Consider the following 26,458-nt stretch of genomic DNA (forward strand, 5'->3'; position numbering starts at 1 on the left):
GGATAACTGTAGCGGTGACAAAATCAAGCCTTCCAGGGCAGGAGCCGTCTGTCATCCCAGACTCCCTGTCCGCTCGGGGGCGGAAAATGTCAGCTGCCGATGCCCAGGGACTCCAGCATCGGCCGGAACTTGGCCCACGTCTCGGCCAGTTCGGCCTCCGGCTGCGAGCCGTCAACGATCCCGCAGCCGGCATACAGCCGCACGGTTTCGGGGGACTCGATGACCGCGCCGCGCAGGGCGATGCCCCACTCGCCGTTGCCGGCCGCATCCAGCCAGCCCACCGGCCCGGCGTACGGCCCGCGGTCCAGGTGCTCCAGCTTGCGGATCAGTTCCCCGGCAACCAGCGTGGGGGTCCCGCAGACAGCAGCGGTGGGGTGCAGCGCATTGATCAGGGCCAGGCAGGTGGGCACGTGGCCTTCCACCTCGGTGAGCTCGGCCTTCACGTCGGAGGCCAGGTGCCACACGTTGGGCAGTTCCAGGATGAAGGGTTCGTCGTGGGCGTTCATCGCCTCGGAGAACGGCGCCAGCTGCCTGGTCAGCGACTGGATGGCGATCTCATGCTCATGCCGTTGCTTTTCGGAACCAGCCAGGACGCGTGTGGCATAGTCCATCGGCGGCCCGTCCTCGCCGTGCGCGTCGCGGCGGTCCAGGGTGCCGGCCAGGACGCGGGCCTGGGCGGTGCGTCCCTCCACCTGGATCAGCATCTCGGGTGTGGCCCCCACCAGGCCGTCCACGCCATAGGTCCAGCATTCGCGGTACCTGGCGGCGAGCTCGCGCAGTACATCGGCGGCATGTACGCCGGAAGGAATAGTTGCCACGACGTCGCGGGCCAGCACCAGCTTTTCCAGGGCGCCCGTGCGGATTTCGGCAACACCGGCGGCCACGGCCTCCATCCAGGCTTCCTCGCTAAGGGAACCCGTGTGCAGCGTTGCGCCGGCCGCCAGCGGGAGCGGGCGCACGACGGCGCCGCCCACCTGGCCGGGCACGTCACCGCCGGAAGCGTCCCCGGCTGAGTCTCCTGCCGGCGTCGTGCCTTCCGCCGCCGGCGCAGCGGACGGACTGCCGCCCAACCAGCGGTCCAGCGTGGCGAGGGCTGTCTCTTCGGTGAGCGGGCCGCCGTCGAACGTCAACTGGGTAAGCCATGCCTGGTTGTCCCGCACGCCTACCACGATCTCCGGCACGATCAGCCGGGACTCGTGGGCCGAGGTCTTGGAGAAAGCGAAAGAGCCGAAAGCGACGGGTCCGGTGCCTGGCAACTCGACGGCGTCCGACACCTCGGCCTCCAGGACCAGGTGCCGCCACCAGATGTCCGCTTCAAGGAACCGGTCCGGCCCGGTGGCAGTGAAGCGCGCAGTCTCGCCGAAGCCTGCCAGCCCGGCTTCCCGGCGGGTCCAGCACAGGACATCGTCCCTGACCAGAAACGACGGCAGTCCCCCGGGGAATGCTTTGCCATCCAGGGGGACTGTCAGGGTGCGGAACGTGCTCGTCATGATGAGACAACACTACTCCCGCGTAAGCCGCGGCCTTCCCGGCGCCGGGACACCCTCCGGAGGAGCGCGGCGGGGCTGGTCAGCACCGTCAGGAACATTTGAGACAATGTCATGGTGAACCGAGCATCCTTGGATAAGCGTCCGGACGAAGTAGCCACGATGTTTGACGACGTCGCCCCGAAGTACGACGTCGTCAACGATGTCCTCTCCATGGGACAGACCCGCCGCTGGCGGAAGATCGTGGTGGACGCGATGGAAGTCTCCAAGGGCCAGCGGGTCCTGGACCTCGCGGCCGGAACCGGTACCTCCAGCGAACCGTATGCCGACGCCGGAATAGACGTAGTGGCCTGCGATTTCTCCCTGGGCATGCTCAAGGTGGGCAAGCGCCGCCGCCCGGACATCGACTTCATTGCCGGTGACGCCACCAACCTGCCGTTTGCCGACAACACCTTCGACGCCACCACCATCTCCTTCGGCCTGCGGAACGTGAACGAACCGAAGAAGGCGCTGGCCGAGATGCTGCGCGTCACCAAGCCCGGCGGCCGCCTGGTCATCGCCGAGTTCTCGCAGCCGGTGGTTCCGCTGTGGCGCACCATGTACACCGAATACCTGATGCGCGCCCTGCCGGCCATCGCCGTCAAGGTCGCCTCCAACCCGGACGCCTACGTCTACCTTGCCGAATCCATCCGCGCCTGGCCGGACCAGGACCATCTGGCCGCATGGCTGCAGGAATGCGGCTGGGAAAAGGTCACCTACCGCAACCTCACCGGCGGCATCGTGGCGGTGCACCGCGCGTTCAAGCCGGCCAATTCCTCGCCCGACGGCGCTGCTGCCGCCATCGCCGCGCACAAGGGCCCGGTGGCCAAGCTGCGCCGCAACACCGTCCGCTGACCTGTGAAGGTACTGATTGTCGGCGCGGGTCCGGCCGGATCCACCGCCGCGTACTACCTTGCCAAGGCCGGCCTTGACGTCACGGTCCTGGAAAAGACGGCGTTTCCGCGGGAGAAGGTTTGTGGTGACGGGCTGACGCCCCGCGCCGTCCGCGAGATCCAGAAGCTCGGCCTGCCGCACCCGGAGAACGACGGTTGGCGCCGGAACAAGGGGCTGCGCCTGATCGCCGGCGGCCGTACCATCGAGCTGCCCTGGCCTGAGGTGTCCGACTTCCCGCAGTACGGGCTGATCCGGACCCGGCTTGGCTTTGACGAGGAACTGGCCCGGCATGCAGAGTCCGTGGGGGCAAGGCTGCTGGAGCGGCACAGCGTCACCGAGGCACTGCGCTCCGAGGACGGCCGCGTGACCGGTGTCCGCGCAGGGCTCCTGGACGAGTCCGGGCGCAAGACGGGGGAGACGCGCGAGTTTACTGCCGACGTCGTCCTCGCCGCCGACGGAAACTCCACCCGCACCGCCGTCTCCCTGGGCATCCAAAAGCGCGACGACCGCCCGCTGGGCGTCGCCGTGCGCACGTATTTCACCTCCCCGCGCACCGATGATGACTGGATGGAGGGCTGGCTGGAACTTCCTGGCCGCGACGGCAAGCTGCTGCCCGGCTACGGCTGGGTGTTCGGCGTCGGCGACGGCACCTCCAATGTTGGCTTGGGCATCCTGAACTCCTCCAAGGAATTCGGCAAGCTCGACTACAAGCAGGTCCTGCGCGAATGGACCGCCGGGATGCCTGCAGACTGGGGCTTCACCCCGGAGAACAAGGTAGGCGAAATCCGCGGCGCGGCCCTGCCCATGGGCTTCAACCGCACCCCGCACTACTCGCCGGGACTCCTGCTCCTGGGCGACGCCGGCGGCATGGTGTCCCCGTTCAACGGCGAGGGCATCTCCTACGCCATGGAGTCCGCCCGGTTCGCCGCCGAGTTCATCATCGACGCCTCTTCACGCACGGCTGCTTCGGGCGGAACGTACGACGCCGATGCGCACCTTTCGCGGTACGCGGACTACGTGCGCGGCCAGTGGGGCTCGCACTTCACCCTCGGCAGGGCCTTCGCCGCGCTGATCGGAAAGCCCGCCGTCATGAAGCTTGCCCTCCGGACCGGCATGCCTGTTCCGGTGCTGATGCGGTTCGTGGTCCGGCTGCTTGCCAACCTCACGGACCCCTCCGCGAAGGGCTTCGAGGACCGGGTGATCCGCGTCCTGGAATCACTGGTTCCGGCCACATCCAATACCCCGTCAGCTCCGAACCAGCGGTATCCGCAACAAAAAGTTAGGGTTAACCCGTGACCAACTCCGCAGACCACAGCTGGACGCACGCCGGGCACGGCCTGCCGGACTCAGAACCCAGCCTCAACACCACCGCCATCGCCACGGGCCTCCAGCTGCCTGCAGGCTTTGCGGCCATCGCGGGGGACGCTGAGCTGGGCCCGGCCATCACCAACAACCTCGCCAAGGTGGAGAAGAAGCTCCGCGAAGCCATCGCCAACTCAGACCCGCTGGCCGACGCGACGTCGCGGCACCTGGTGGAAGCCGGCGGCAAGCGGATCCGGCCCCTGCTGACCCTGCTCTGTGCCCACCTCGGGGACGCATCGCTGCCCGCCGTGGTCCAGGCCGCCGTCGTGGTTGAGCTGACGCACCTGGCCACTCTGTACCACGACGACGTCATGGATTCCGCCCCCTTCCGCCGCGGCGCTCCCACGGCCCACGAAGTCTGGGGCAACTCGGTGGCAGTCCTCACCGGCGACCTGATCTTCGCCCGGGCATCCATCCTGGTGTCCGAGCTCGGAGGCCGCGCGCTGGGCATCCAGGCCCGCACGTTCGAGCGGCTGTGCCTGGGCCAGCTGCACGAGACCGTTGGCCCGCGGCCCGACGAGGACCCGGTGGAGCATTACCTGTCCGTGATCGCGGACAAGACCGGCTCGCTGGTGGCTGCGTCCGGCCAGTTCGGGGCCATTTTCTCCGGCGCCGACGAGGCATACGAGGACGTGCTGGTGGAGTACGGCGAGAAGGTCGGCGTGGCCTTCCAGCTCGCGGATGACGTCATTGACGTGACGGGCGTCAAGGTCAAGTCCGGCAAGTCCCCGGGAACCGACCTGCGCGAAGGGGTACCCACCCTGCCGGTGCTGCTCCTGCGCAAGGCTGCCACTGATGGTGACCAGTCCGCCGTCGACCTTCTGAAGCTGATTGACGGCGACCTGTCCTCGGACGAGGCCCTTGCCGCCGCCGTTGCAGGGCTGCGGGAACACCCTGTTACCGCGGAGTCCTGGGTGGTGGCACGGCAGTGGGCCAAGGAAGCCATCGAAGCCCTTGCTCCGCTGCCCGAGGGCGTGGTCAAGGAGTCGCTGTCCAACTTCGCGCTGGCCGTGGTGGACCGCGCCAGCTGATTACTGTTCGTTAGGAGCCCGGTACCTCTGGATGATCCAGCTGCGAGGTGCCGGGCTTCTTCGTGTGCCGGCCCGGCCGTGGCAGCCGGGCTTAACGGGATAGCCCCGGTCCGCAACAACCGAAGCTGCTGTGAACCGGGGCTATCTCTCCGTTCGCATCAGACCCGCCGGAGGCGTTTAGCGGATCCGTGAATAGCTTATGACAGGTTTGTCACAGTACGCAAGTCCTGTGTAACTGCATCTGTCAAAAAGTTTTGCAACTGAGTCTGCCCGCGTTTCAGCGGAGGAGGTAGACCAGCATCGGCATGTTGCGGCGGCTCGCCCCGTGGGTTCCTCGAACCCGGGGAATCCCGGCCGCGGTCGTTATGCACATGGCCCGCCTCGTGCCTTCTGGCGGAAGCGACAATCCGCTGTGCTGGCTGCATGGACCTGCGCCGATTTTTGGAGAATGCCGGCTCTGTGGCCCGCACGCAAACGATCCTGAGAGCTGGATTTTCAGACCGGGAGATCCGCAATGCGGCCGCTTCAGGTGAAGTTTGCCGTCTTCGGCATGGAGTGTTGGCCCTGCCGGGCGCACCCTTCGACCTTGTAACTGCAGTCTTTGGTAATGGACTGCTGACCTGCGCGTCGGGCGCTACCCGCCATGGGCTCTGGTTGCTGCACCAGCCGGATCAAGTCCACCTGTTATGCCGGCACGGCGGACCACAAAACACTGTGGTGCACCGCGAATCGCTGGTTCCGCACAGAACCGCGGAGCCCGTCGCAAGCATCACGGACATACTCATTCACGAGTTGCGCTGCCTGCCGGAGGTCGAAGCGGCGGTAATGGTGGAGAGTGCGGTGCGGCAGGGCGTGACTACGTTGCCCTACTTGCGCCAGCGCCTGCCCGGAAACCGGAACGGAGCTGCCCGGAAGGTGCTGGATCTGGTTGACGGCACGGCTGACTCGGCCATTGAGGTTGTGGCCCGCCTCCTCTTTCGTGCTGCAGGAATTTACACCCAGACCCAGGTCGACTTGCCAGGGATCGGCCTCGTGGATTTCCTCCTCGAGGGATTCCTGATCGTGGAGATCGACGGCCGCAGCCACCTGGAGCCGCGGCAAGTCAAGAAGGACCGCTTGCGGAATAACGCCAGTATCCTCACTGGCTATGCCGTCCTGCGGTACGGATACGCCGACGTCGTCTACAACCCCGAAAAAGTGGTTGCCGAGGTTTGGCAGGTGCTTAGGGGCAGGGTAATCCGCTGAAATTCCCCGGCTTTCAATCGCAAAGCCGGGGACTCGCGGGCAGAACCGGGGAACTCGCCGTCGACACCCTGCAAAGGTGGGGAAATTCAGCGAGGGCGCCCAGCCCAGGGGCGGGGAGGTTTACTCTTCCTCTTCGTCCTCGAAGGCCCACTCGAACATGTCGAAGACGAACTCGGAGAAGGTGCCTTCCTCGGACTTCCACTGGCCGCGGGCGTTATTGCGGCGGTACACGATGGGGTCCGGGATGCTGAGGTCGCCTACGCGGAAGCCCCAGGTGAACGCTTCCTCTTCGTCCTCGAGGAACATGAGGAAGCCTTCGTCGTCGACCTCGAGCTCTTCGGGGTCCCAGAAGTAGTGGTAGGCCTCCATCAGGTCCTCACAGCCGCCAAGGGCCAGGTAGAACTCCCGCAGGACCAGGGGGATCTCAAACTGGTGGTCGGCCAGGGCCTTGTCCAGCTCCTCGGGAGTCAGGCCGTCGGCTTCCTGCCATTCATCCTCGAGGTACTTCGGAACAAGCGCACGGAACTTCTCGAGGAACATGTCAGTCATGCTCATATCCTAGCCAATCCAAGGGCTCCCCAAATGACATGGAAACCAACGTCACAGCCCCGAATCGGTTGGCCGGCGGTGCCACCCACGAACCGCCAGGGGCGCCTGCCAGGAGCGCCGCCAGGCCAGGACGCGGAACGTGAAAACCAATGCCGCGATGCCGGCGGCGGTCAGGACGTTGAACACGCCCAGCACCCACAGCACGGCAGTGCATGAGGCACCCACAAACGCAGGCAACGCGTAGATGTCCTTGGGGTTGAAAAGCTCCGGAACCTCATTGGCGGTGATGTCGCGGAGCAAACCGCCGCCCACGGCCGTCGTCACCCCGAGCAGAACCGAAGCTACCGGGTTGAGGCCGGTGGCGAGGGCCTTGACCGTTCCTGTCATGCAGAAGAGTGCCAGGCCGGCAGCGTCGAACAGCGTCAGCAGCGACGTGTAGCGCTGGACGCTGGAGAACAGGAAATACACCAATGCCATGGCCAGCAGCGGCGGCGCGAGGTACGCCGGGTTGGTGAACGCAGCCGGAACAATACCCAGGACGATGTCGCGGATCACGCCGCCGCCCAGGCCCACCAGGGAGGCCAGCAGCAGTGACCCCACGATGTCGATCTGCTTCCGTGCCGCCAGCAGTGAGCCCGAAACGGCAAAGAAGAACACGCCCAGCAGATCCAGCCATACCGGGGAGTTGTCAAAGGCGAATGTCATGCGGCGTCCTGCTGTTTCAAAGAGGGCGGACAGGGCGGCTCCAACGTTACGCTAGCCCGTATGAACAGCCCCATCATGATCGCGTGTGCCCATGGGACGTCCAACACACAGGGGGCCGCAGAGGTCAACGCCCTGCGTGCCGCCATCGCGGAGCTTCGGCCGGGCCTTGATGTCCGTGAGGCTTATGTCGATGTCCAGCAGCCCGACTTGGTGGACGTGGTGGCGGGGCTGCCGGAGGGCAAGGCTGCGGTGGTGGTGCCGCTGTTGCTGAGCGTCGGGTACCACGTGAAAGTCGACATTGCACGTGCGGTCAAGAGCCGCCCCGGCAGTGCCGCAGCGGCCCCGCTGGGGCCGGACCCGCGCCTCGCCGCCCTGCTGGACCAACGGCTGCGCGAGGCCGGCACCACCGACAATGACGTCGTGGTCCTGGCTGCCGCGGGCTCGTCGAATCCCAATGCCGCGGTCAGCGTCGAGGAACTGCTGGGCCAGCTGCGGCAGCTCCGGTCCAACCGGATGGTGGCCGCCTATGGTGCCTCGGCCCAGCCTTCAGTGCCCGACGCCGTTGCGATGCTCCGCGAGGAACTCGCCGGGGGTGCCGGCGCGGGGGATTCCGCGGGGGCTGTCGACGTCGGCGGCCGGGTGGTGATTGCCTCCTACCTCCTGGCGCCGGGCTTCTTCCACGACCAGCTGGCCAAGGCAGGTGCCGACGTCGTGACCGAACCCCTGCTGCCGTCCCCGACGCTCGCGGAGATCGCGCTGGACAGGTACGACGCCGCCGTCGCCACGATGGGCGAAACGCCCGGGGAGGCACCCGCAGCGGCCCCGGGTGAAGAGCCAAATGAGGCTTCCGCCGATGCACAGCGAAGTGGGTTCTTCAAGGTGCTCCGGCGTTTCGTGACGAAATATTTCCCTAGGTGACTTAGCGTTTCCGGGCCTTTGTGACGCTATTCGGGGGCGCCCTACAGTCGTTGCATGACTGATACAGCTCTAGCCGGAGCGTCCGCGGACTCCGCTGCCACCAAGCGCACCGCCCGCCCGTCCCGACCCGCTGCGAAGCCGCACGGGCAGTGGAAAGTGGACGGCAAGACGCCCCTGAATGCCAACGAAACCTGGAAGCAGGAAGACGACGGCCTGAACGTCCGCGAGCGTATTGAGTCCATCTATGCCAAGGAAGGCTTCGACGCCATCCCCAGCCAGGACCTTCACGGCCGCTTCCGCTGGTGGGGCCTGTATACCCAGCGCAAGCAGGGGATCGATGGCGGCAAGACCGCCACCCTGGAGCCGCACGAGCTCGAAGACAAATACTTCATGCTCCGCGTAAGGATCGACGGCGGTGCGCTCACCACCGAGCAGCTGCGCGTCATCGGCCAGATCTCCGTGGACTTCGCCCGGGACTCCGCCGACCTCACCGACCGCCAGAACATCCAGCTGCACTGGATCCGGGTGGAGGACATCCCGGAGATCTGGAACCGCCTGGAAGGTGTTGGCCTGTCCACCACGGAGGCCTGCGGCGACGTGCCCCGCGTCATCCTGGGCTCGCCCGTGGCCGGCATCGCCAAGGACGAGATCATCGACCCCACCCCGCTCATCGCCGAGCTGGGGGAGCGGTTCATCGGCAACCCGCTGCTGTCCAACCTGCCGCGCAAGTACAAGACCGCCATCACCGGCCACCCCAGCCAGGACGTGGTCCATGAGATCAACGACTGCGCGTTCGTGGGTATTGAACACCCGGAATTCGGCGCCGGTTACGACCTCTGGGTGGGCGGCGCGCTGTCCACCAACCCGATGCTGGGCAAGCGGCTGGGCGCCTTCGTCCAGCCGGACCAGGCCGCGGACGTCTGGTTGGGCGTCACCAGCATCTTCCGGGACTACGGCTACCGGCGCATGCGCACCAAGGCGCGCCTGAAGTTCCTGCTGGCCGACTGGGGTCCGGAGAAGTTCCGCCAGATCCTCGAGGACGAATACCTCGGCTACAAGCTGGCCGACGGCCCCGCCGCTCCCAAGCCATCCACCCCCGGCGACCACGTGGGCGTGCACGAGCAGAAGGACGGCAAGTTCTTCATCGGCGCCACGCCGCTGGCGGGCCGGCTGTCAGGCTCGGCGCTGGTCAAGCTCGCCGATACCCTTGAGGCCCGCGGCTCCTACCGGCTGCGCACCACCCCGCACCAGAAGCTCGTGGTCCTGGACGTCGACAAGGACCAGGTGGAGCCGCTCATCGCCGAGTTGGACGCCCTGGGCCTGTCCGCCCGCCCGTCCGTGTTCCGCCGCGGCACCATCGCCTGCACCGGCATCGAGTACTGCAAGCTGGCCATTGTGGAGACCAAGCACACCGCCGCCACGGCCGTGGCCGAGCTGGAGCGCCGCCTGGCCGACCTCGCAGGCTCGGGCCAGCTGCCGCAGGCACTTTCGCTGCACATCAACGGCTGCCCCAACTCCTGCGCCCGCATCCAGACGGCGGACATCGGCCTGAAGGGCATGATGCTGCCAACGCCCGACGGCGACCCCTCCCCGGGTTTCCAGGTCCACCTGGGCGGCGGGCTGGCTTCCAACGACCGCGAGGAAGCAGGGCTGGGACGCACCGTCCGCGGCCTGAAGGTGTACGTGGACGACCTGCCCGACTACGTGGAGCGGGTGGTCCGCCGGTTCGTGGCCGACCGTGCCGAAGGCCAGACCTTCGCCGAATGGGCCCACGCAGCAGACGAGGAGGCATTGCAGTAATGGCAAAACACCTGGCACCCGCACCCGCCAAGCGTCCCGTCGAGGAGCTCAAGGCCCTCGCTGAAGCCGGCGCGGCTGAGCTCGGCTGGGACGCCCCTGCCCGCGATGTCATCGCCTGGGTGGAGCGCAACTTCGAACTGCCCGCCGTCGCCGTCGCCTGCTCCATGGCCGACGCCGTCCTGCCCGCCCTGGTGGCGGACCAGATGCCCGGCGTCGACGTCCTCTTCCTGGAAACCGGCTACCACTTCCCGGAAACCTACGCCACGCGTGACGAGGTGGCCGCGAACCTCCGCGTCAACGTGGTGGACGTGCTCCCCGAAAACACTGTGGAGCAGCAGGACCGGCTCCTGGGCAAGGACCTCTTTGCCCGCGACGCCGCCCAGTGCTGCGCCCTCCGCAAGGTGGCCCCGCTGCAGCGCACCCTGGCCGGCTACGAGCTCTGGTTCACCGGCGTCCGCCGCGACGAAGCCCCCACCCGGACCAACACGCCGCTGATCGGCTGGGATGAGAAGAACGGCCTGGTCAAGGTCAACCCCATGGCCGCCTGGACATTCGACCAGCTGGTCCAGTACTCCGACGACAACCTCCTGCCCGTCAACCCGCTGCTTTCCCAGGGCTACCCCTCCATTGGCTGCCAGCCCTGCACCCGCAAGGTGGCACCCGGCGAGGACCCCCGCGCCGGCCGCTGGGCAGGAACCGACAAGACAGAATGCGGACTACACGTATGAGCACTTCACTTACCGAGGAGACCCAGGTGACTGACGCCGCCGTATCCACGCGCCTGTCCAGCCTGGACACCCTGGAGTCCGAGGCCATCCACATCATCCGCGAGGTTGTTGCCGAGTTCGAGAAGCCCGCGCTGCTGTTCTCCGGCGGCAAGGACTCCGTGGTGATGCTGCACCTGGCCACCAAGGCGTTCTGGCCCGGCAAGGTGCCGTTCCCCGTGCTGCACGTGGACACCGGCCACAACTTCCCCGAGGTCATCGACTTCCGCGACCGCACTGTTGAGCGGCTGGGCCTGAAGCTGGTGGTGGGCTCCGTCCAGGAGTTCATCGACCGCGGCGAGCTGGCCGAGCGCGCCGACGGCACCCGGAACCCGCTGCAGACCGTCCCCCTGCTGGACGCCATCCAGCAGAACAAGTTCGACGCCGTGTTCGGCGGCGGCCGCCGCGACGAGGACAAGGCCCGCGCCAAGGAGCGCATCCTGAGCCTCCGCGACGAGTTCGGCCAGTGGGACCCGCGCAACCAGCGCCCCGAGTTGTGGAACCTCTACAACGGCCGCCACACCGTGGGCCAGCACGTCCGGGCCTTCCCCATCAGCAACTGGACCGAGCTGGACATCTGGCGCTACATCGAACGCGAGAACATCGAGCTGCCGGGCCTCTACTACGCCCACGAGCGCGAGGTCTTCGCCCGCGACGGCATGTGGCGCGCGGTGGGCGAAGTGTCCCAGCCCCGCGACGGCGAGGAAGTCATCACCAAGACCGTCCGCTACCGCACAGTGGGGGACATGTCCTGCACCGGCGCTGTGGAATCCAACGCCTACACCGTGTCCGACGTCGTGGTGGAAGTCGCCGCCTCCACCCTGACCGAACGTGGCGCCACCCGCGCAGATGACCGCATCTCCGAGGCCGCCATGGAAGACCGCAAGAAGGACGGGTACTTCTAATGACCACCGAAGCAGTTCTCCCGGCAGACCTGGAAACGGCCCTGCCCACCACGCTCTTCCGCTTCGCCACGGCAGGATCGGTCGACGACGGCAAGTCCACTCTGGTGGGCCGCCTCCTTCACGATTCCAAGGCCATCCTGGCTGACCAGCTCGACGCCGTCGCCCGCACCTCGGCCGACCGCGGCTTCGGCGGCGACAAGGGCGGGATCGACCTGGCCCTGCTGACGGATGGCCTGCGCGCCGAGCGCGAACAGGGCATCACCATCGACGTGGCCTACCGCTACTTCGCCACCGACCAGCGCAGCTTCATCCTGGCCGACTGCCCCGGGCACGTGCAGTACACCAAGAACACGGTGACCGGCGCGTCCACTGCGGATGCCGTCGTCGTGCTCATTGACGCCCGCAAGGGTGTGCTGGAGCAGACGCGCCGACACCTGTCCGTGCTGCAGCTGCTGCGCGTGGCGCACGTGATCGTGGCCGTGAACAAGATCGACCTGGTGGACTTCAGCGAATCCGTGTTCCGCGGGATCGAAGCCGACGTGCAGCAGGTGGGCCGCGAGCTGGGCCTGGGTTCCGATGGAATCACCGACCTGCTGGTCATCCCCGTGTCCGCCCTCGACGGCGACAACGTGGTGGACCGCTCCGAGCGGACCCCCTGGTACACCGGTCCCGCCCTGCTTGAGGTCCTGGAGACCCTGCCCGCCGCCGATGAACTGGAAAGCCACCTTGAAAGCTTCCGCTTCCCGGTGCAGCTGGTCATCCGGCCGCAGGGCGCCCTGGCCCCCGACGCCGTCGCCGCCGGCCTGGACGTGGAGGCCTTCCGCGACTACCGCGCCTACGCCGGCCAGATCACCGAAGGCTCCGTAAAGGTGGGGGACCAGGTGTCCGTGCTGACACCGGGCCAGTCGCCGCGGACCACCACTGTGGTGGGCATCGACTTTGCCGGGGCTTCCCTGCAGGAAGCCGCCGCCCCGCAGTCGGTGGCCATCCGGCTGGCGGACGAGTTCGACGTCGCACGCGGTGACACCATCGCGGCCGCCGGCACCGTCCGCGAGGCCTCCGCCGACCTGTACGCCGCCCTGTGCTGGCTGTCCCCGAAGCCGCTCCGCGAAGGCCAGAAGGTGCTGGTCAAGCACGGCACCCGGACGGTGCAGGCGATGGTCCGCAGCGTCTCCGGCAAGCTGGACCTGGCCACCTTCAAGCTTGAAGGCGCCTCCAGCCTGGAACTGAACGACATCGGGCACGCGCAGCTCCGGCTCGCCGCCCCGCTGCCGCTGGAGAACTACCTGCACCACCGCCGCACCGGCGCGTTCCTGGTGATCGACCCGCTGGACGGCAACACGCTGGCCGCCGGCCTGGTCAAGGACCACCCTGGCGACCACGAGGACGAGCGCTACAGCATCTAGTCCTTCTTCGATTCGCCGGAAACCTGCTGGCTCGCCGTTCCTAAACGGCGAACCCGCAGGTTTCCGGCGAATTGGTGGTTAAAGGCGGATCTGACCGCGACCCTCCAGGATCGACTTGAGCTTCTGGAGGTCCTTCCGGTTTTCCCGCCGGATCATTGGCTCCATGACCAGCCCCGCCAGCCGGGAGAAACCCGAGGGGCTCCCGCTGTTGCGCAGCGACATCCGCGTGCCGCCGTCGTCGACCGTCCAGGTGTAGGTGGTCTGCATGGGAAAGGGGCCCTGGGCTGTCCGCATCACCAGCTTTTCGCCGGGGACGTACTCAACGAACTCGTAGGTGTACTTGAGCTCCCTGCCCAGGAATTTCGCGGTGAAGGCGACCATGGATCCCGTGTCCAGCGATCCTGGACTGAGCCGCTGCGAGCTATGGATGTTCACGTACCACTTCGGCGCGTTGTCCGGGTTGGCTGCATACTCCGCCACTTCTGCGCGCGGCCTGTTGATGACAATCTCGGTCAGGACGTTCACCATGGTTGCGTCTCCTCTGTAGAGTGCGGGAATAGCCTGCAACCACGTTAGCGGCGGCGCCTGGGAGGCGGACATGGAGACCATCAGCCCAAAGCTGCTCAACTGGGCATCCATCCTGGACGACAAGACCCGCGAGCAGGCAGTCATGACCGCAAGCCTGCCCTTCATCTACCCGCACCTGGCGCTGATGCCGGACGCGCACCTGGGCAAGGGCGCCACCGTGGGCTCCGTCATCCCCACGCTGCGAACCATCATCCCGGCAGCAGTGGGCGTTGACATCGGCTGCGGGATGATTGCTGTGCGCACCCAGTACTCCGTGCGGGAGCTGCCGAAGGACCGCAAAAGCCTCCGCGAGGCCATCGAGCGGGTCATACCGCTCTCCGCCGGGCATAACAACAAGCAGGTGCTGCCCACGGCTGAGCCCCGGATTGCTGACCTGAAGCAGCGGGCCACGAAGGCAGGCTTCAACCCGGCACAGTATGTTGCCAGGTGGGAATTGCAGTTGGGGTCCCTGGGCTCCGGGAACCATTTCATCGAAATCTCCGCGGATGAGGACGACGGCGTGTGGCTGTTCCTGCATTCGGGCTCGCGCGGCGTCGGCAACAGGATCGCCCAGCACCACATCCAGGTGGCCCGGCAGATCAGCCGCAAGCACCAGGTGCACCTGCCGGACCCCGACCTGGCCTACCTGGACGAGGGAACCCCGCAGTTCGACCGGTACATCGCCGAGCTGCGCTGGGCCCAGCACTTCGCCCTGCTGAACCGGGAGGAAATGATGGACCGCGTGGCCGCGGAGTTCAGCCGTTGGGTGGGCGGGCCGGTCCAGGAACGCGAACGGATCAACTGCCACCACAACTTCACCGAGCAGGAGACGCACTACGGCAAGTCCGTGTGGGTGTCCCGCAAGGGCGCCATCAAAGCCGCCCTCGGCGATCCCGGGCTGATCCCCGGATCCATGGGAACGGCGTCGTATGTTGTGGAAGGCCGGGGCAACCCGGCGTCGTTGAACTCCTCCCCGCATGGGGCGGGGCGTGAATACTCCCGGAACGCAGCCCGGAACGCCTTCACCCTGGAGGAGCTGAAGCGCGCCATGCGGGGCATTGAGTTCCGCGCCTCGGAGGCCTTCATTGACGAAATCCCAGCCGCGTACAAGCCGATCGACCAGGTCATGCAGGACGCAGCGGATCTGGTGACAGTGCGGCACACGCTGCGGCAGTTGGTCAACGTCAAGGGCAACTGATTTTGCGAAACCGGGCAGCAGTGCGGCGGAATATGACGCTGGATGAACGTGCGTGACCCCCCGTTTCCGCTTCGTTGAACGGGTCTGGGCCACTCCCTATGGTGAAACAATGACTAGTTCCAAGCCCGGGATGACCCGCATCGTGGCAGGCGAAAGCGCGGTCCCAACGCGCAGGCGCGCCGTCGAGGCTGCCCTGGCCATAGGGCTGGTCCTGCTGATCGCTGTCGGGGCCATTGTTGCCTCCAACATCTCGCGCAACACCGGGGCCCAAGCCGCGGAGCCCGCCCCGGCAGCAGAGCTGAAACTGGGTTACTTCGGCAACGTCACGCACGCACCCGCCCTGGTGGGCGTCAAGAAGGGATTCCTCGCGGATGCCCTGGGCGGCACCAAGCTCAGCACCGAGACCTTCAACGCCGGGCCGGCTGCCATCGAAGCCCTCAACGCCGGTGCCATCGACGCCGCCTACATCGGCCCGAACCCCGCCATCAACTCCTTCGCCAAGAGCCAAGGCCAGTCGGTGCGCGTGATCGCAGGAGCCGCGGCGGGCGGCGCACAATTGGTGGTCAAGCCCGGCATCACCTCCGCGGCTGACCTTCGGGGCAAGACCCTGGCGACGCCGCAGCTGGGCGGGACCCAGGACGTGGCCCTGCGTGCCTGGCTCGCCAAGCAGGGCTATAAGACCAACGTGGACGGCAGCGGCGACGTCGCCATCAACCCCACGGACAACGCCCAGACCCTGAAGCTGTTCCAGGACGGAAAGCTCGACGGCGCGTGGCTGCCTGAGCCGTGGGCCTCGCGTTTGGTGCTCCAGGCCGGAGCCAAGGTGCTGGTGGACGAAAAGGACCTGTGGGACGGCTCTGCCACCGGAAAGCCGGGGGAGTTCCCCACGACCGTCCTGATCGTGAACCAGAAGTTCGCCGCCGACCACCCGGACACCGTCAGGGCGCTGCTGGCCGGGCACGCCAAGTCGGTCGCGTGGCTGAATGCGGCGCCGGCCGACGAGAAGGCCGCGCTGATCAATGAGGCCCTGCAGGAATCCGCCGGGGCGGCTCTGCCGGCTGATGTGCTGAACCGCTCCCTCGCCAACATCACCTTCACCCTCGACCCGCTGGCCGGCAGCTACCCCAAGCTGCTGCAGGACGGCATCGACGCCGGCACCACCAAGAAGGCTGACATCAACGGCCTGTTCGACCTCAGCGCGCTGAACCAGGTCACCGGCGGCGGCACGATTTCCGCGGCCGGCCTCGGCCAGGACTGACCCACCCACTACCAAAGGACGCCACCATGCCAGTCGTACTGGAACACCTGGGCAAGCGCTTCGGCAACGGCACCCCGGTACTGGACGACGTCAACGCCAACATCAAGCAGGGCGAGTTCGTTGCCCTCCTTGGTGCCTCCGGCTGCGGCAAATCCACCCTCCTGAACATCATCGCGGGACTGGAAGCGCCGACGTCGGGCGCCCTGGAAGTGCCCAGCGACGGCGCCGCGTTCATGTTCCAGGACGCCGCACTGTTTCCCTGGCTGACCGCGCGGGAGAACATCGAACTGGCCCTGAAGCTGCGTGGCGTGGGCAAGGCCGAACGCCGCACCAAGGCCCAGGAACTCCTCGAACTGGTGCACCTGGGCTCCGCCGGGGACAAGCGCCCGCACGAGCTCTCCGGCGGCATGCGCCAGCGCGTGTCCCTGGCCCGCTCCCTGGCCCAGGACCGGCAGCTGCTGCTCATGGACGAGCCGTTCGCCGCGCTGGACGCCATCACCCGCGACCTGCTGCACGATGAGCTGGAACGGATTTGGAAGGAAACCGGGCGCACCATCGTCTTCGTCACCCACAACGTCCGCGAGGCCGTCCGGCTGGGCCAGCGGGTCCTGCTGCTGTCCTCCCGCCCCGGCCGCGTGGTCCAGGAATGGGCCGTCACCGAGGAACACCGAACCGACGCCGGGCTCGCCGGCCAGCTGACCGGGGTCATCACCGCCCGGCTGCGGGAGGAGATTCGTCGCCATGCCAAGTAAGTTCCTGTCCGGCTCCGCGCCGGTGGTTGAGTCTGACGAAACCAAAACCCGCGAGCACGTACATGCCGCCTTGACGCGCACCTCCACCGGCAAAGAGGACCTCCGGGAGCTGGAGTCCGGCCTTGATTCCCTGCAGTCCGACGCCGACCGGACGCACCGGATCGACTGGAGCCGCGTCCTCCTGCCCGTGGCTGCCCTGGTGGTCCTGGTGCTGGCCTGGCAGTTCTACGTCTCGCTGGGCGTCAAGCGCCGCGACCTGGTGCCCGGGCCGCTGGATGTCCTCGGTCAGCTGGGCGTTCTCTGGAGCGACGGCAAGCTGCAGGAGTCCGTCTGGACGTCGTTGCAGCGCGGCGTGATCGGGTTCCTTATCTCGGTGGCCATTGCCACTCCTGTCGGTTTGCTGCTGGCCCAGGTGGCGCCGCTGCGGCGCGCTTTCGGGCCACTCATCTCCGGACTGCAGGTGCTGCCCTCCGTGGCGTGGGTTCCCGCAGCCATCATCTGGTTCGGCCTCACCGACGCCACCGTGTATTTCGTGGTGTTCATGGGCGCCATCCCGTCCATCATCAACGGCCTCATCTCCGGCGTGGACCAGATCCCGCCGCAATACCGGCGCGTGGGGACCGTGCTCGGAGCCTCCCGGCTGCAGATGGCCCTGCAGATTGTCCTTCCGGCCGCACTGCCGGGCTACCTCGGCGGCCTGAAGCAGGGCTGGGCCTTCTCCTGGCGCTCCCTCATGGCCGCAGAGATCATCGCGGTGGGCGGCACCATCGGCTTTGGCCTGGGCTCGCTGCTGGACCAGGGCCGGACCCTGTCCGACATGGGCGTGGTCATGGCCGCCATCCTGCTGATCCTCACGGTCGGCATCCTGATTGAGCTGCTGGTATTCGGGCCCATCGAGAAGCGGCTCCTGCGCCGCCGGGGCCTGCTGGCCGGCAGCACCCGCTGACCCAACCCCCTCCCAACGCACCCTCAGAGCCCGACGGCGACCTCCCGCCGTCGGGCTCTGCCGTTCCCCGGCGCATGGCAGACTGGGCGCCATGACCGTCAGCTTCGTGTGCCGCACCGAATCCCGGCTTTACGTGGAGCAGCTCTTTGACCGGGCCCGCAGCATCGACCTGCACCTGGACTCGCAAAAGGACTCGGGGGAGCAGGTCATCGGCGGCGTCACCGAGGGGCTGATCGGAGAAGGCCAGGAAGTCACATGGCGGGCAAAACACTTCGGAGTCCCGCTCACCATGACCAGCAGGGTCACCCGCCTGGACTTCCCCCGCAGCTTCACCGACGAACAGGTCACGGGGCCGTTCACGTCATTCGTGCACGTCCATGAGTTCGCGCCCACGGCCACAGGCAGCAACATGACGGACAGGGTGGAGTTCACCGCCCCGCTGGGAGTCCTGGGCCGCGTCGCCGAGCGCCTCATCCTGGCCCGCTACCTGGAACGGCTGATCCGGGACCGCGGCCGATTCCTCGCCGGCCGCACCTGAAAAATCCTTTGTGACGCAGCGTTACCTTAAGTGAACTGGTGTTGCTGACCCTTTGTGGGCCACTGTGACGCCGCCCTACCGTTGATCCATGGCAATTCAGGACATTTACCCCACGGCGCTGCGGCTGCTCGGCCGCCCCGTGCTGGTAGTTGGCGGCGGCCCCGTCGCTGCCCGCCGCGCCAAGGGCCTGCTCGACGCCGGTGCCCTGGTCACCGTTGTGGCCCCGGTTGCCTCGCCCGCGCTGCAGGAGTTGGCCGACGCCGGCCTGGTCACCTGGGAAGCGCGGCCCTACCGCTCCAGCGACGTGGACGGCGTCTGGTTCGTCCAGACGGCCACGGGCGCACCCGAAGTGGACGCCCAGGTATCGGCCGACGCCGAGGCACAGCGGGTTTGGTGCGTCAACGCCTCCAACCACGAAGCTTCCGCCGCCTGGACCCCCGCCGTCGCCGTGGTGGACGACGTCAAAATCGCCGTCAACGCCGGGGGAGACCCGCGCCGTGCCATGGCGGTACGGGACGCCGTCGCCACCGCCCTCGAAACCGGGGACCTGCCGCTGCGCCGCCGCCGAGCGCACCGCGGTTCCGTCGCCCTCGTCGGTGGCGGCCCCGGCGATACCGGCCTCATCACCGTCCGTGGCCGCCGGCTCTTGGGCCAGGCCGACGTCGTCGTCGCCGACCGCCTGGGCCCCCGCGAACTCCTGAAGGAACTCGCCCCGGACGTCCGCGTCATCGAGGTGGGCAAGACCCCCGGCCACCACCCCGTGCCGCAGGCGGAAATCAACCGGATCCTCGTGGAGGAAGCACGCAAGGGCCACCGGGTGGTGCGGCTCAAGGGCGGCGACCCGTACGTGCTGGGACGCGGCGGCGAGGAAGCCGAGTACTGCAGGCAGCGCGGCGTCGAGGTCGAGGTGGTCTCCGGCGTTACGTCCGCGATCTCCGTTCCCGCAGCCGCAGGCATTCCCGTCACCCACCGGGGCCTGGCCAAGGGCTTCAGCGTGGTCACCGGCCACGAGGAACTCTCCGAGGTTCCGGCCCGCGCAGACCACACCATTGTCCTGCTGATGGGCGTGGGCCAACTGCGGGAATCCGCGTCCGCGCTGGGCGAAGCCGGCCTGCCGCAGGACACCCCGGTTGGTATCGTGGAAAACGGCTATTTGCCGGACCAGCGCGTCACTATCGGCACGCTCGGTTCCATCGCCGACCAGGCCCAGGCGGCCGGCGTCGCAAATCCTGCCGTGATTGTCATCGGTGACGTGGTGCGCGTGAGCCCGTTCGCGCCGTCGCACTTCAAAACCGCTGACTACAGCACCACCACCCCGAACAGCCCCCGCAAGACCGTCCTCACCACCTGAAACCCATCGATTGTTGCGTACTTGCCGTTATGAGCCTTCAAGTCGGTAAGTACGGAGCAACCGATGCAGAAGAAAAGGAACACAGCCGTGTCATCCAGCACTACCGTAGGATCTGCTGCGCGTCCGCTGCGCGTCGCCGTCGTGGGCTCCGGCCCGGCCGGTGTCTACGCCGCCGACATCCTCACCAAGAGCGAAGCCGTCAAGAGCGGCGAGCTGACCGTCAGCATCGACCTCTTTGACCGCTACCCGGCACCCTACGGCCTGATCCGCTACGGCGTGGCCCCGGACCACCCCCGCATCAAGGGCATCGTCAACGCCCTGCACAAGGTGCTTGACCGCGGCGACATCCGCTTCTTCGGCAACGTGGACTATGGAACGGACCTCACCATTGAGGACCTCCGCAAGCACTACGACGCCGTCATCTTCGCCACCGGCGCCATCAAGGACGCGGACCTGAACATCCCCGGCGTCGAACTGGAAGGCTCCTTCGGCGGCGCCGACTTCGTCTCCTGGTACGACGGCCACCCGGACGTCCCGCGCGAATGGCCGCTGGACGCCAAGGAAATCGCCGTGATCGGCAACGGCAACGTGGCCCTGGACGTGGCCCGTGTCCTGTCCAAGCACGCCGATGACCTGCTGGTCACCGAAATCCCCGACAACGTCTACGCCGGACTGAAGGCATCCCCCGTCACCGACGTGCACGTCTTCGGCCGCCGTGGCCCGGCCCAGGTCAAGTTCACCCCGCTGGAGCTGCGCGAGCTGTCCCACTCCAAGGACGTGGACATCATCCTGTACGCGGAGGACTTCGAGTTCGACGAGGAATCGGACCGCCAGATCCAGACCAACAACCAGACCAAGACCATGGTGGGCACGCTCACCAACTGGATCGCCGAGCAGCCCGAGGACCTCTCCGAGCTCAAGGCTTCCCGCCGCCTGCACCTGCACTTCCTGCACAGCCCGGTGGAGATCTATGACGACGCCGAGACTCCCGGCAAGGTGGCAGGCATCAAGTTCGAGCGGACCGCGCTGGACGGCACGGGCAACGCCCGCGGCACCGGCGAGTACGTGGACTACCCGGTCCAGGCCGTGTACCGCGCCATCGGCTACTTCGGTTCCGCGCTGCCGGACGTTGAGTTCGACCACAAGAAGGGCGTCGTCACGAACGACGGCGGCCGCGTCCTGGATGCGTCCGGCCAGCATGTGCCGGGCCTCTACGCCACCGGCTGGATCAAGCGCGGACCGGTAGGCCTGATCGGCCACACCAAGGGTGACGCCCTGGAGACGGTTACGTACCTGCTGGAAGACCGCGAAAACCTTCCTGTTGCAGCGGCACCCGCAGAGGACGCCGTCACCGAACTCCTCGACGCCCGCGGCGTGAAGTTCACCAGCTGGGAAGGCTGGCTGGCACTGGACGCCCACGAGCTGGCCCTCGGCGCTGCGGCGACCGAGGCCGGCGGATCGCACGGCGTGGAGGTTAAGCGTGAGCGCGTCAAGGTGGTGCCGCGCGAGGATATGGTTTCCATTTCCCGTGACGGTGTCGCCGCGCAGGTCTAGGACCCAGCTGACGGAACCGCGGGGCCAAGGGCCGCGCGGTTCCGGCGTTTAACCCGGCCGGGCTATTTCCCGGCGCCGCCGATGGCCATGAGCTCCAGCCGGCGCAGGCTTTCCCGGTTCCGGGCCGAAATGATGGGATCGCGCAGAACCTTGGGCATGAGCTTGCCGGGCCCGTGGATGGCATCTTCGGCAATGGTCACCAGGCATTGGGCGCCCCGGTCCTCCAGCGTGATTTCCACTTTGGCCTCGCCCATGGGCCAGCCCCGCGCCACGAGTTCCAGCGAGCGGCCGGGCTCGACGGCGGTCACGCGGGAGCTGTCGTCGATCACAAGCGGCCAGGCGCCCACCGAGTGGTGGAGGTTGGCTCCAACCCGGGGCCATTCGGCGTCCACATCCCTGATCCGGGAGGCACCCACCACCCAGCCCGAGTACAGCCAGCCGTCGGCGATGACGCGCCAGACGTCGGCAGAGGGGGACTTGAACAGCTGCGAGACGGTGGACATGGGGTTCCTTCCGGTTGCGGTGGTGCTTCCCTGGCCCCCTGCGGAGGGGTCCGCGGGATGTCCAGGCTCGGTGGGTCGACCGACGGCGGGAGGTGCGGCCCGGCGGGCGGCCCGATAGGACGGCTTCCGCAGGCGCCGGGTCCATGCGTAGGCCTGCGCGCCGGGCGGCTGGTGCTCCAGGGGATCGAAACGCAGCGGGATATCCGTGGGGCTGGCACCGGCCTGCAGCCGCACTTCACCGCATTCCTGCCACCGGCCGCCCGGGGTGGCCCAGTGCAGCCCCAGCACCCATTCCCCGGACGCAAGCGAACCCGGCGGAAGGCCCCGCGTCCGCAGGCCCAGCAGGACGGGGCCCCGGCTTCCCCGGTACGGCATCAGCGTGGTCATGGCGGCTCCTGCCACATCAAGCCGCGGCATCAGGATGTACCGGCCAGGCAGACCCCAGCCGGTGGAGGCAAACAGGACATCAGCAGGGCCGGCAGCAGCATCGCCGGACGGGGACACCCGGAGGGCCAGGCCCAAAATGTCCGGCAGGCGCTGCGGCAGCCCCACGGACCGGGAAAAGCGGGCCACCACCTGGTCGGTACCCGGCGAGTCCAGCCAGCCGATGCCGCTGGGGCCGCCCGGGTTTCCGGTCCTGGCCACAGTTCCGGACAGCCCCAGTCCTTCGGGATGGATGGGCCGGCCAGGCCTGGCCAGCTTCAGGAGCCGGAAGAGGGCAGCGAAAGCCTGGCCGGCACTTTCGGTGGCGGCGGAGACAACGCGCAGCTGCTGGGTCATACTTCCTTCCTACCCATAAACCCCGGAACTACATGCGGCCAAAGCGGGCGCGGATCAGCGCGAAAATCCCATATGCGATAAATCCTGCACCAATGGCCACGAGCAGCGTGGGCCCGAACGGGTGGTCCTGCAGCGCCTTCAGGCTGCCGTCCAGCCCGGTGGACTCCTCGGGCCGGTGCTTTGCGGCGGCGATGATGAACAGCAGCCCGGTGAGGTCCAGCGCCACCCCCTTGGCCACGTGGCCGGTGACGCCCAGGCTGTCGATCAGCCTGCCGCGCCTGGTGCCCTCGAAGTGGAACAGCTCCTCCTTGAAGCCGCGCCGGAACCCTTTGACCATGAAGTAGATGCCGATGCCCAGGATGGTCAGGCCCAGCGCCACAAGGAGCCACGGCCCTGCAGGGGTGTCCATCAGGCTGGCACTGAAGTCGCGCGTGTTGTCGCCCGAGTCGCTGCGCTGCCCCAGGGCAAAACCTGCGAAGGTCAAACCCACGCTGCCGTAGGCGATGGCCAGGAATCCCGATGACACAAGCTTGGCCAGCCGTTGCCTGCGGGGCAGGCTCCTGGCCCGCAGGGTTGCCTCGCTGGCCTGCCACAACGCAAGGCCCAGGCAGGCCGCCACGCAGACCCACATGACCAGTGGCCCCCAAGGGTTGTCCGCAAGCCGCGCGATGGCGCCGGTGGGTTCGGCATCACCCGGATGGCCGAACGCGATGGCGATGGCAATGGCGCCGAGGATGACATGAAGCAACGCCATGACGGCAAACCCGGTGCGGGCCAGGACATCCAAGACCCTGTGGTTGGACGCTTCCTCGACAGCGTCCGCTGCCTGGCTGAGGGTGGATTCGCCGTCGGACATGCCTTAGCCGTTCATGGGCCCTTCGGCCCGCAGCTTCTCTGCTCCCGGTCCTTCGACGTGCACGGTGCAGCGGACCACCAGCTGGCCGGGTGCATTGTCAAGCTCCACCAGGGAATCGTCCGCGCTAAGGACGGTGAACACCTCCGAACCCGCTACGACGCCGACACCCTTGGCCTTCGCCGTTTCGCGGGCATTCCCCAACGCCTCCCGCTGCAGCCCGTCCACATAGCCGCCGTCTCCCTCACGGGCGGGGTCCCCGAAGGCCCAGCCGAACAATGTCCCAGTGTTTCCCATGGCGACGATATTACGCGGTCGGCACTGTCCGGGACGGGCTTTCGTAATATTAGTAAGTGTGCTTACCATGAGCGGACCATACCTCGATGGAACAGGCACGTGAAGTCCGCAGCGCAGCTGCATCAGTCCACAACGTTAGGAATGCACATCATGGCAGGAAATCTCATTGCCCGTTCAGTTCACGACCTGACGGCGGCAGCATGGTTTGGTGGCTCCCTGATGGGTGCCATCGGGCTCAACGGGGCGGCAGCCCAGGCCAAGGACCCGGCCGAGCGCACCCGGCTCTCCAGCGCCGGCTGGATGAAGTGGTCGCCGTTCCAGACCGCGGCCTTCGCCTCCCACCTGGTGGCCGATCTCGCCATTGCGTGGGAAAACAAGGGCCGCATCGCAAAGCAGGAGGGTGTGGCCCGGGACACCGTGATCAAGACGGCGGTGACGGTGGTGGGTGCCGCGGTGACCCTCTACTCGGGCGTCCTGGGCAAGAAGGTGGAGAAGCTGGCCGGTGAGGGTGCCGAAGGCGCCACCGAGCCGCACGGTGCCGCCTCGGACGAGCTGAAGTCGGCCCAGCAGCAGCTCAAGGCCCTGCAGTGGGCCATCCCCGGCTTCGCTGCCCTGGTGATCATCCTGGGTGCCAAGCACGGCGAGATGCAGCGCCCCAAGAATGTCCTTGCGGGCCTGCGCCGCGACTAGCACCACCGGTCAGCACACAGCGGACGACGGCGGCCCGGCACCTCAGTGCCGGGCCGCACCCATGTCCGGCTACTCCGCCAGCCACTCCGCGCACGAGTTAAGGTTCCGGTTCACGCTGGCCACGGCAGCGTCCCCGTCCCGCTGGGCGATGGCGTCCAGCAGCGTTTCGTGGCCGTCGCGGGGGAGCCCGTTAAAGCCCGGCCGGGCCTGCTGCTTCAGCAGGTCCTGGTGGAACACGGCGCCGAAGCTCGCATAAAGCTCGTGCAGCAGGGGATTGCCCGAGGCCCTGGCGACGCCCTCATGGAAGCTCCAGTCAGCGTCTGCCCAGGCTTCGAAGTCCCCGGAGGTCCAGGCCTGGTCCCTGATGGCGAGGAGGGCACGGAGGGAGGCAACGTCGTCGTCCGTTGCATTCCGGGCGGCCAGCCGGGCGGCCTGGGTGTCCAGGCCCAGCCGGACCTCCAGGATGTGCTGTTCGGTGTGGTCCTGGTACATGCGGCGCGCGGCCCCGGACATCTCGCTCGTGGCGCGCACGTAGGTGCCGTCGCCGCGGCGTACTTCCAGCATTCCGCTGTGGGCCAGGGCCTTGATGGCTTCGCGGAGCGTGCCGCGGGAAACGCCCAGCCGGGCCATGAGCTCGGGCTCGGGCGGGATGCGCTGGTTCAGCGGCCACTCGCCGGTGTGGACCATCCCGCGCAGTTTGGCCGTGACCTCGGCGGCGAGCGGCGGACGGACCGAAGGGCTCAATGTCATGGGATTATTTCCCTTCCGCGTTCCTGGACATCGCGGGTCCCGTGATGAGGTGGGACACCACGATCTGGGCCAAGGCCAGGACCAGCAGCAGCACCAGCGGCAGGGACCAGCCCCCGGTGGCGCTGTGCAGGAGGCCCATGCCAAACGGGCCGGCGGTGGCCAGCAAGTAGCCGGAAGACTGTGCCAAGGTGGACAGGGCGGTGGTTTCGGCGGTGCTGGTTCCGCTCCGGCTGATCATCACCATGACGAGCGGGAAGATGCCCAGCCCAAAACCGATCAGGACCGCCGGGACGGCCGCTAATGCCACGGGGAGGGACAGCAGCGCCGCGATCCCGGCGGCCATGATGATGCTCGCCAGGTAGAACGCCGGACGCAGCATCCGCGGCCTGGCTCCGATGGCAATCAGCACCATGCCCGCCGGGACGGAGACCAGCTGCATGAGGCCGAACATCAGCCCGCTGTCCGATGCGCTCAGGCCCATCGTGGTGAGCATGTAGGGGAACCAGCTCAGGAGGGCGTAGGCCAGCAGGGCCTGCAGGGTGAAGATGGCAGTGAGGAGCTGGCCCTTCCGGGTGCGGAGCAGCGGCCAGGGGGACACATGGCCGGCGGTGGTCCGGACGGTGCTGCGGTGGGCGTGCAGTGCCACCGGCAGGAAGCCCACGAAGGCAGCGACGGCAGCGATGCCCACGGCGCCCACGGCGGCGGACGGCGACCCCAGCGCATGGGCCAGCGGGACCACCGCCACCGATGTCAGGGTGCCGCCGGTGGTCATGGTCACCGTGTAGACGGCGGTCATCAACGACGTACGGGACGCGAAGTGCTCCCGGATGAAGGACGGCATGGCCACGTTGCAGATGGCCAGGCCCGACATCCCCACCACGCTCCCTGCCACCAGCATGCCCGTGGCAGGGATCCCGCGCAGCATGAGGCCGCCGGCCAGCAGTGCCAGGGACAGCAGGATGGCCTTCTCCACGCCAAGCTTGCCGGTCAGCCAGGAGGTGGCGGCGCCGGCCAGGGCGAAACACAGGGTGGGGATCGAGGGAATGATGGACGCCACCAGCGCCCCATAGCCAAGCACCGCCTGGAGATCATGCAGGAGCGCGGAGGCCCCGGTGATGCCGGCGCGAAGGTTCAGGCCGATCAGGACCAGCGCAATGACACCGAAGACGACGGCGGAACGCGGCTTCGCAGGGGCGCTGCCGGTGGCCGGGGCGGCCGGCACCGTGCCGGCCCGGGCTGCTGCGGGTGGGGACGCGGGGGGAATTCCTGGCATGCCTTCCAGCCTAAAGGTTAGACGTTTGATGTTTGTCCTTTTG

The 26,458-nt window shown here is 67.5% G+C and carries 26 protein-coding genes; 17 read left to right on the plus strand and 9 right to left on the minus strand.

Translation table 11 applies throughout. The features are described 5' to 3' along the window. Positions 1–89: 89 nt before the first annotated feature. On the minus strand, positions 90–1,490 hold the full coding sequence (locus tag NIBR502771_RS10135; protein WP_141159646.1) for an isochorismate synthase MenF: 1,401 nt from the start codon (positions 1,488–1,490) through the stop codon (positions 90–92). Between the two features lie 114 nt (positions 1,491–1,604). Here NIBR502771_RS10135 and NIBR502771_RS10140 point away from each other — a divergent pair, with 114 nt between their 5' ends. The 4 genes from NIBR502771_RS10140 to NIBR502771_RS10155 all read left to right on the plus strand — a co-directional run bounded on the left by NIBR502771_RS10140 (position 1,605) and on the right by NIBR502771_RS10155 (position 6,058). Next, positions 1,605–2,381 (plus strand): demethylmenaquinone methyltransferase, encoded by a 777-nt coding sequence (locus NIBR502771_RS10140; RefSeq protein ID WP_246839898.1) that lies wholly within the window; start codon positions 1,605–1,607, stop codon positions 2,379–2,381. Positions 2,382–2,384: 3 nt separating this feature from the next. Then, the gene (locus NIBR502771_RS10145; protein WP_141159648.1) at positions 2,385–3,716 is read left to right on the plus strand and encodes a geranylgeranyl reductase family protein; all 1,332 of its coding nucleotides are present in this window, start codon (positions 2,385–2,387) and stop codon (positions 3,714–3,716) included. Next, positions 3,713–4,813 carry a polyprenyl synthetase family protein gene (locus NIBR502771_RS10150; RefSeq protein ID WP_141159649.1) on the plus strand — a complete coding sequence of 367 codons (1,101 nt, stop codon included), beginning with the start codon at positions 3,713–3,715 and terminating at the stop codon, positions 4,811–4,813. The genes NIBR502771_RS10145 and NIBR502771_RS10150 overlap by 4 nt, the downstream gene beginning before the upstream one ends. 423 nt (positions 4,814–5,236) lie before the next feature. Continuing rightward, positions 5,237–6,058, plus strand: coding sequence for a type IV toxin-antitoxin system AbiEi family antitoxin domain-containing protein (locus NIBR502771_RS10155; protein WP_141159650.1), 822 nt, complete (start codon positions 5,237–5,239; stop codon positions 6,056–6,058). Between the two features lie 120 nt (positions 6,059–6,178). Here the strand turns inward: NIBR502771_RS10155 and NIBR502771_RS10160 are convergent, their stop codons facing one another. Together NIBR502771_RS10160 and NIBR502771_RS10165 are read right to left on the minus strand one after the other, a co-directional pair. Then, positions 6,179–6,607: a hypothetical protein gene (locus NIBR502771_RS10160; RefSeq protein ID WP_141159651.1), complete on the minus strand. Its 429-nt coding sequence runs from the start codon at positions 6,605–6,607 to the stop codon at positions 6,179–6,181. 51 nt (positions 6,608–6,658) lie between these two features. Beyond that, positions 6,659–7,312 carry a trimeric intracellular cation channel family protein gene (locus tag NIBR502771_RS10165; RefSeq protein ID WP_141159652.1) on the minus strand — a complete coding sequence of 218 codons (654 nt, stop codon included), beginning with the start codon at positions 7,310–7,312 and terminating at the stop codon, positions 6,659–6,661. 60 nt (positions 7,313–7,372) lie between these two features. Between NIBR502771_RS10165 and NIBR502771_RS10170 the strand changes: the two genes are divergently transcribed. The 5 genes from NIBR502771_RS10170 to NIBR502771_RS10190 are packed head-to-tail and all read left to right on the plus strand — an operon-like array spanning position 7,373 to position 13,105. After that, positions 7,373–8,230, plus strand: coding sequence for a sirohydrochlorin chelatase (locus NIBR502771_RS10170; RefSeq protein ID WP_141159653.1), 858 nt, complete (start codon positions 7,373–7,375; stop codon positions 8,228–8,230). A 54-nt stretch (positions 8,231–8,284) separates the two neighbouring features. Continuing rightward, positions 8,285–10,030, plus strand: a complete 1,746-nt coding sequence (locus tag NIBR502771_RS10175; protein ID WP_141159654.1) for a nitrite/sulfite reductase — start codon at positions 8,285–8,287, stop codon at positions 10,028–10,030. Then, on the plus strand, positions 10,030–10,758 hold the full coding sequence (locus NIBR502771_RS10180; protein WP_018769003.1) for a phosphoadenylyl-sulfate reductase: 729 nt from the start codon (positions 10,030–10,032) through the stop codon (positions 10,756–10,758). Before NIBR502771_RS10175 ends, NIBR502771_RS10180 begins: the two co-directional genes overlap by 1 nt. Continuing rightward, entirely contained in the window at positions 10,755–11,699 is a 945-nt protein-coding gene (cysD, locus tag NIBR502771_RS10185) for a sulfate adenylyltransferase subunit CysD (RefSeq protein ID WP_018769004.1), read from the plus strand. Before NIBR502771_RS10180 ends, cysD begins: the two co-directional genes overlap by 4 nt. Beyond that, the gene (locus tag NIBR502771_RS10190; protein ID WP_141159655.1) at positions 11,699–13,105 is read left to right on the plus strand and encodes a sulfate adenylyltransferase subunit 1; all 1,407 of its coding nucleotides are present in this window, start codon (positions 11,699–11,701) and stop codon (positions 13,103–13,105) included. The genes cysD and NIBR502771_RS10190 overlap by 1 nt, the downstream gene beginning before the upstream one ends. 78 nt (positions 13,106–13,183) lie before the next feature. On the opposite strand, the gene NIBR502771_RS10195 is transcribed toward NIBR502771_RS10190, so the two are convergent. Next, a complete protein-coding gene (locus tag NIBR502771_RS10195) occupies positions 13,184–13,633 on the minus strand; it encodes an SRPBCC family protein (protein WP_141159656.1) in 450 nt (149 codons plus the stop codon). 70 nt (positions 13,634–13,703) lie between these two features. Here NIBR502771_RS10195 and NIBR502771_RS10200 point away from each other — a divergent pair, with 70 nt between their 5' ends. The 7 genes from NIBR502771_RS10200 to NIBR502771_RS10230 all read left to right on the plus strand — a co-directional run bounded on the left by NIBR502771_RS10200 (position 13,704) and on the right by NIBR502771_RS10230 (position 21,269). Next, positions 13,704–14,870: an RtcB family protein gene (locus NIBR502771_RS10200; RefSeq protein ID WP_141159657.1), complete on the plus strand. Its 1,167-nt coding sequence runs from the start codon at positions 13,704–13,706 to the stop codon at positions 14,868–14,870. A gap of 130 nt (positions 14,871–15,000) precedes the next feature. Beyond that, positions 15,001–16,128, plus strand: a complete 1,128-nt coding sequence (locus NIBR502771_RS10205; RefSeq protein WP_141161507.1) for an ABC transporter substrate-binding protein — start codon at positions 15,001–15,003, stop codon at positions 16,126–16,128. A gap of 26 nt (positions 16,129–16,154) precedes the next feature. Beyond that, complete coding sequence (locus NIBR502771_RS10210; protein WP_141159658.1) at positions 16,155–16,880, plus strand: ABC transporter ATP-binding protein; 726 nt, start codon at positions 16,155–16,157, stop codon at positions 16,878–16,880. Further along, positions 16,870–17,826 (plus strand): ABC transporter permease, encoded by a 957-nt coding sequence (locus NIBR502771_RS10215; RefSeq protein ID WP_141159659.1) that lies wholly within the window; start codon positions 16,870–16,872, stop codon positions 17,824–17,826. The genes NIBR502771_RS10210 and NIBR502771_RS10215 overlap by 11 nt, the downstream gene beginning before the upstream one ends. A gap of 91 nt (positions 17,827–17,917) precedes the next feature. Beyond that, positions 17,918–18,364, plus strand: a complete 447-nt coding sequence (locus NIBR502771_RS10220; protein ID WP_141159660.1) for an SRPBCC family protein — start codon at positions 17,918–17,920, stop codon at positions 18,362–18,364. Between the two features lie 88 nt (positions 18,365–18,452). Then, positions 18,453–19,715: a uroporphyrinogen-III C-methyltransferase gene (cobA, locus tag NIBR502771_RS10225; protein WP_141159661.1), complete on the plus strand. Its 1,263-nt coding sequence runs from the start codon at positions 18,453–18,455 to the stop codon at positions 19,713–19,715. An 87-nt stretch (positions 19,716–19,802) separates the two neighbouring features. Then, complete coding sequence (locus tag NIBR502771_RS10230; RefSeq protein ID WP_141159662.1) at positions 19,803–21,269, plus strand: FAD-dependent oxidoreductase; 1,467 nt, start codon at positions 19,803–19,805, stop codon at positions 21,267–21,269. A gap of 62 nt (positions 21,270–21,331) precedes the next feature. On the opposite strand, the gene NIBR502771_RS20965 is transcribed toward NIBR502771_RS10230, so the two are convergent. From NIBR502771_RS20965 to NIBR502771_RS10250, 3 genes are read right to left on the minus strand one after another with little or no spacing between them, the layout of a single operon-like run. Continuing rightward, positions 21,332–22,552: an SRPBCC domain-containing protein gene (locus tag NIBR502771_RS20965; RefSeq protein ID WP_246839873.1), complete on the minus strand. Its 1,221-nt coding sequence runs from the start codon at positions 22,550–22,552 to the stop codon at positions 21,332–21,334. Positions 22,553–22,580: 28 nt separating this feature from the next. Continuing rightward, positions 22,581–23,408, minus strand: coding sequence for a DUF1206 domain-containing protein (locus NIBR502771_RS10245; protein WP_141159663.1), 828 nt, complete (start codon positions 23,406–23,408; stop codon positions 22,581–22,583). A 3-nt stretch (positions 23,409–23,411) separates the two neighbouring features. Next, positions 23,412–23,702 (minus strand): hypothetical protein, encoded by a 291-nt coding sequence (locus NIBR502771_RS10250; RefSeq protein ID WP_141159664.1) that lies wholly within the window; start codon positions 23,700–23,702, stop codon positions 23,412–23,414. Between the two features lie 150 nt (positions 23,703–23,852). Here NIBR502771_RS10250 and NIBR502771_RS10255 point away from each other — a divergent pair, with 150 nt between their 5' ends. Beyond that, positions 23,853–24,392, plus strand: coding sequence for a hypothetical protein (locus NIBR502771_RS10255; protein ID WP_141159665.1), 540 nt, complete (start codon positions 23,853–23,855; stop codon positions 24,390–24,392). 69 nt (positions 24,393–24,461) lie between these two features. Here NIBR502771_RS10255 and NIBR502771_RS10260 read toward each other — a convergent pair whose 3' ends face one another. Further along, the gene (locus NIBR502771_RS10260; protein WP_141159666.1) at positions 24,462–25,142 is read right to left on the minus strand and encodes a FadR/GntR family transcriptional regulator; all 681 of its coding nucleotides are present in this window, start codon (positions 25,140–25,142) and stop codon (positions 24,462–24,464) included. A gap of 4 nt (positions 25,143–25,146) precedes the next feature. After that, positions 25,147–26,415 carry a CynX/NimT family MFS transporter gene (locus NIBR502771_RS10265; protein ID WP_141159667.1) on the minus strand — a complete coding sequence of 423 codons (1,269 nt, stop codon included), beginning with the start codon at positions 26,413–26,415 and terminating at the stop codon, positions 25,147–25,149. Positions 26,416–26,458: the final 43 nt, after the last annotated feature.

Source organism: Pseudarthrobacter sp. NIBRBAC000502771 (genome assembly GCF_006517215.1).
Lineage (GTDB): Bacteria > Actinomycetota > Actinomycetes > Actinomycetales > Micrococcaceae > Arthrobacter > Arthrobacter niigatensis.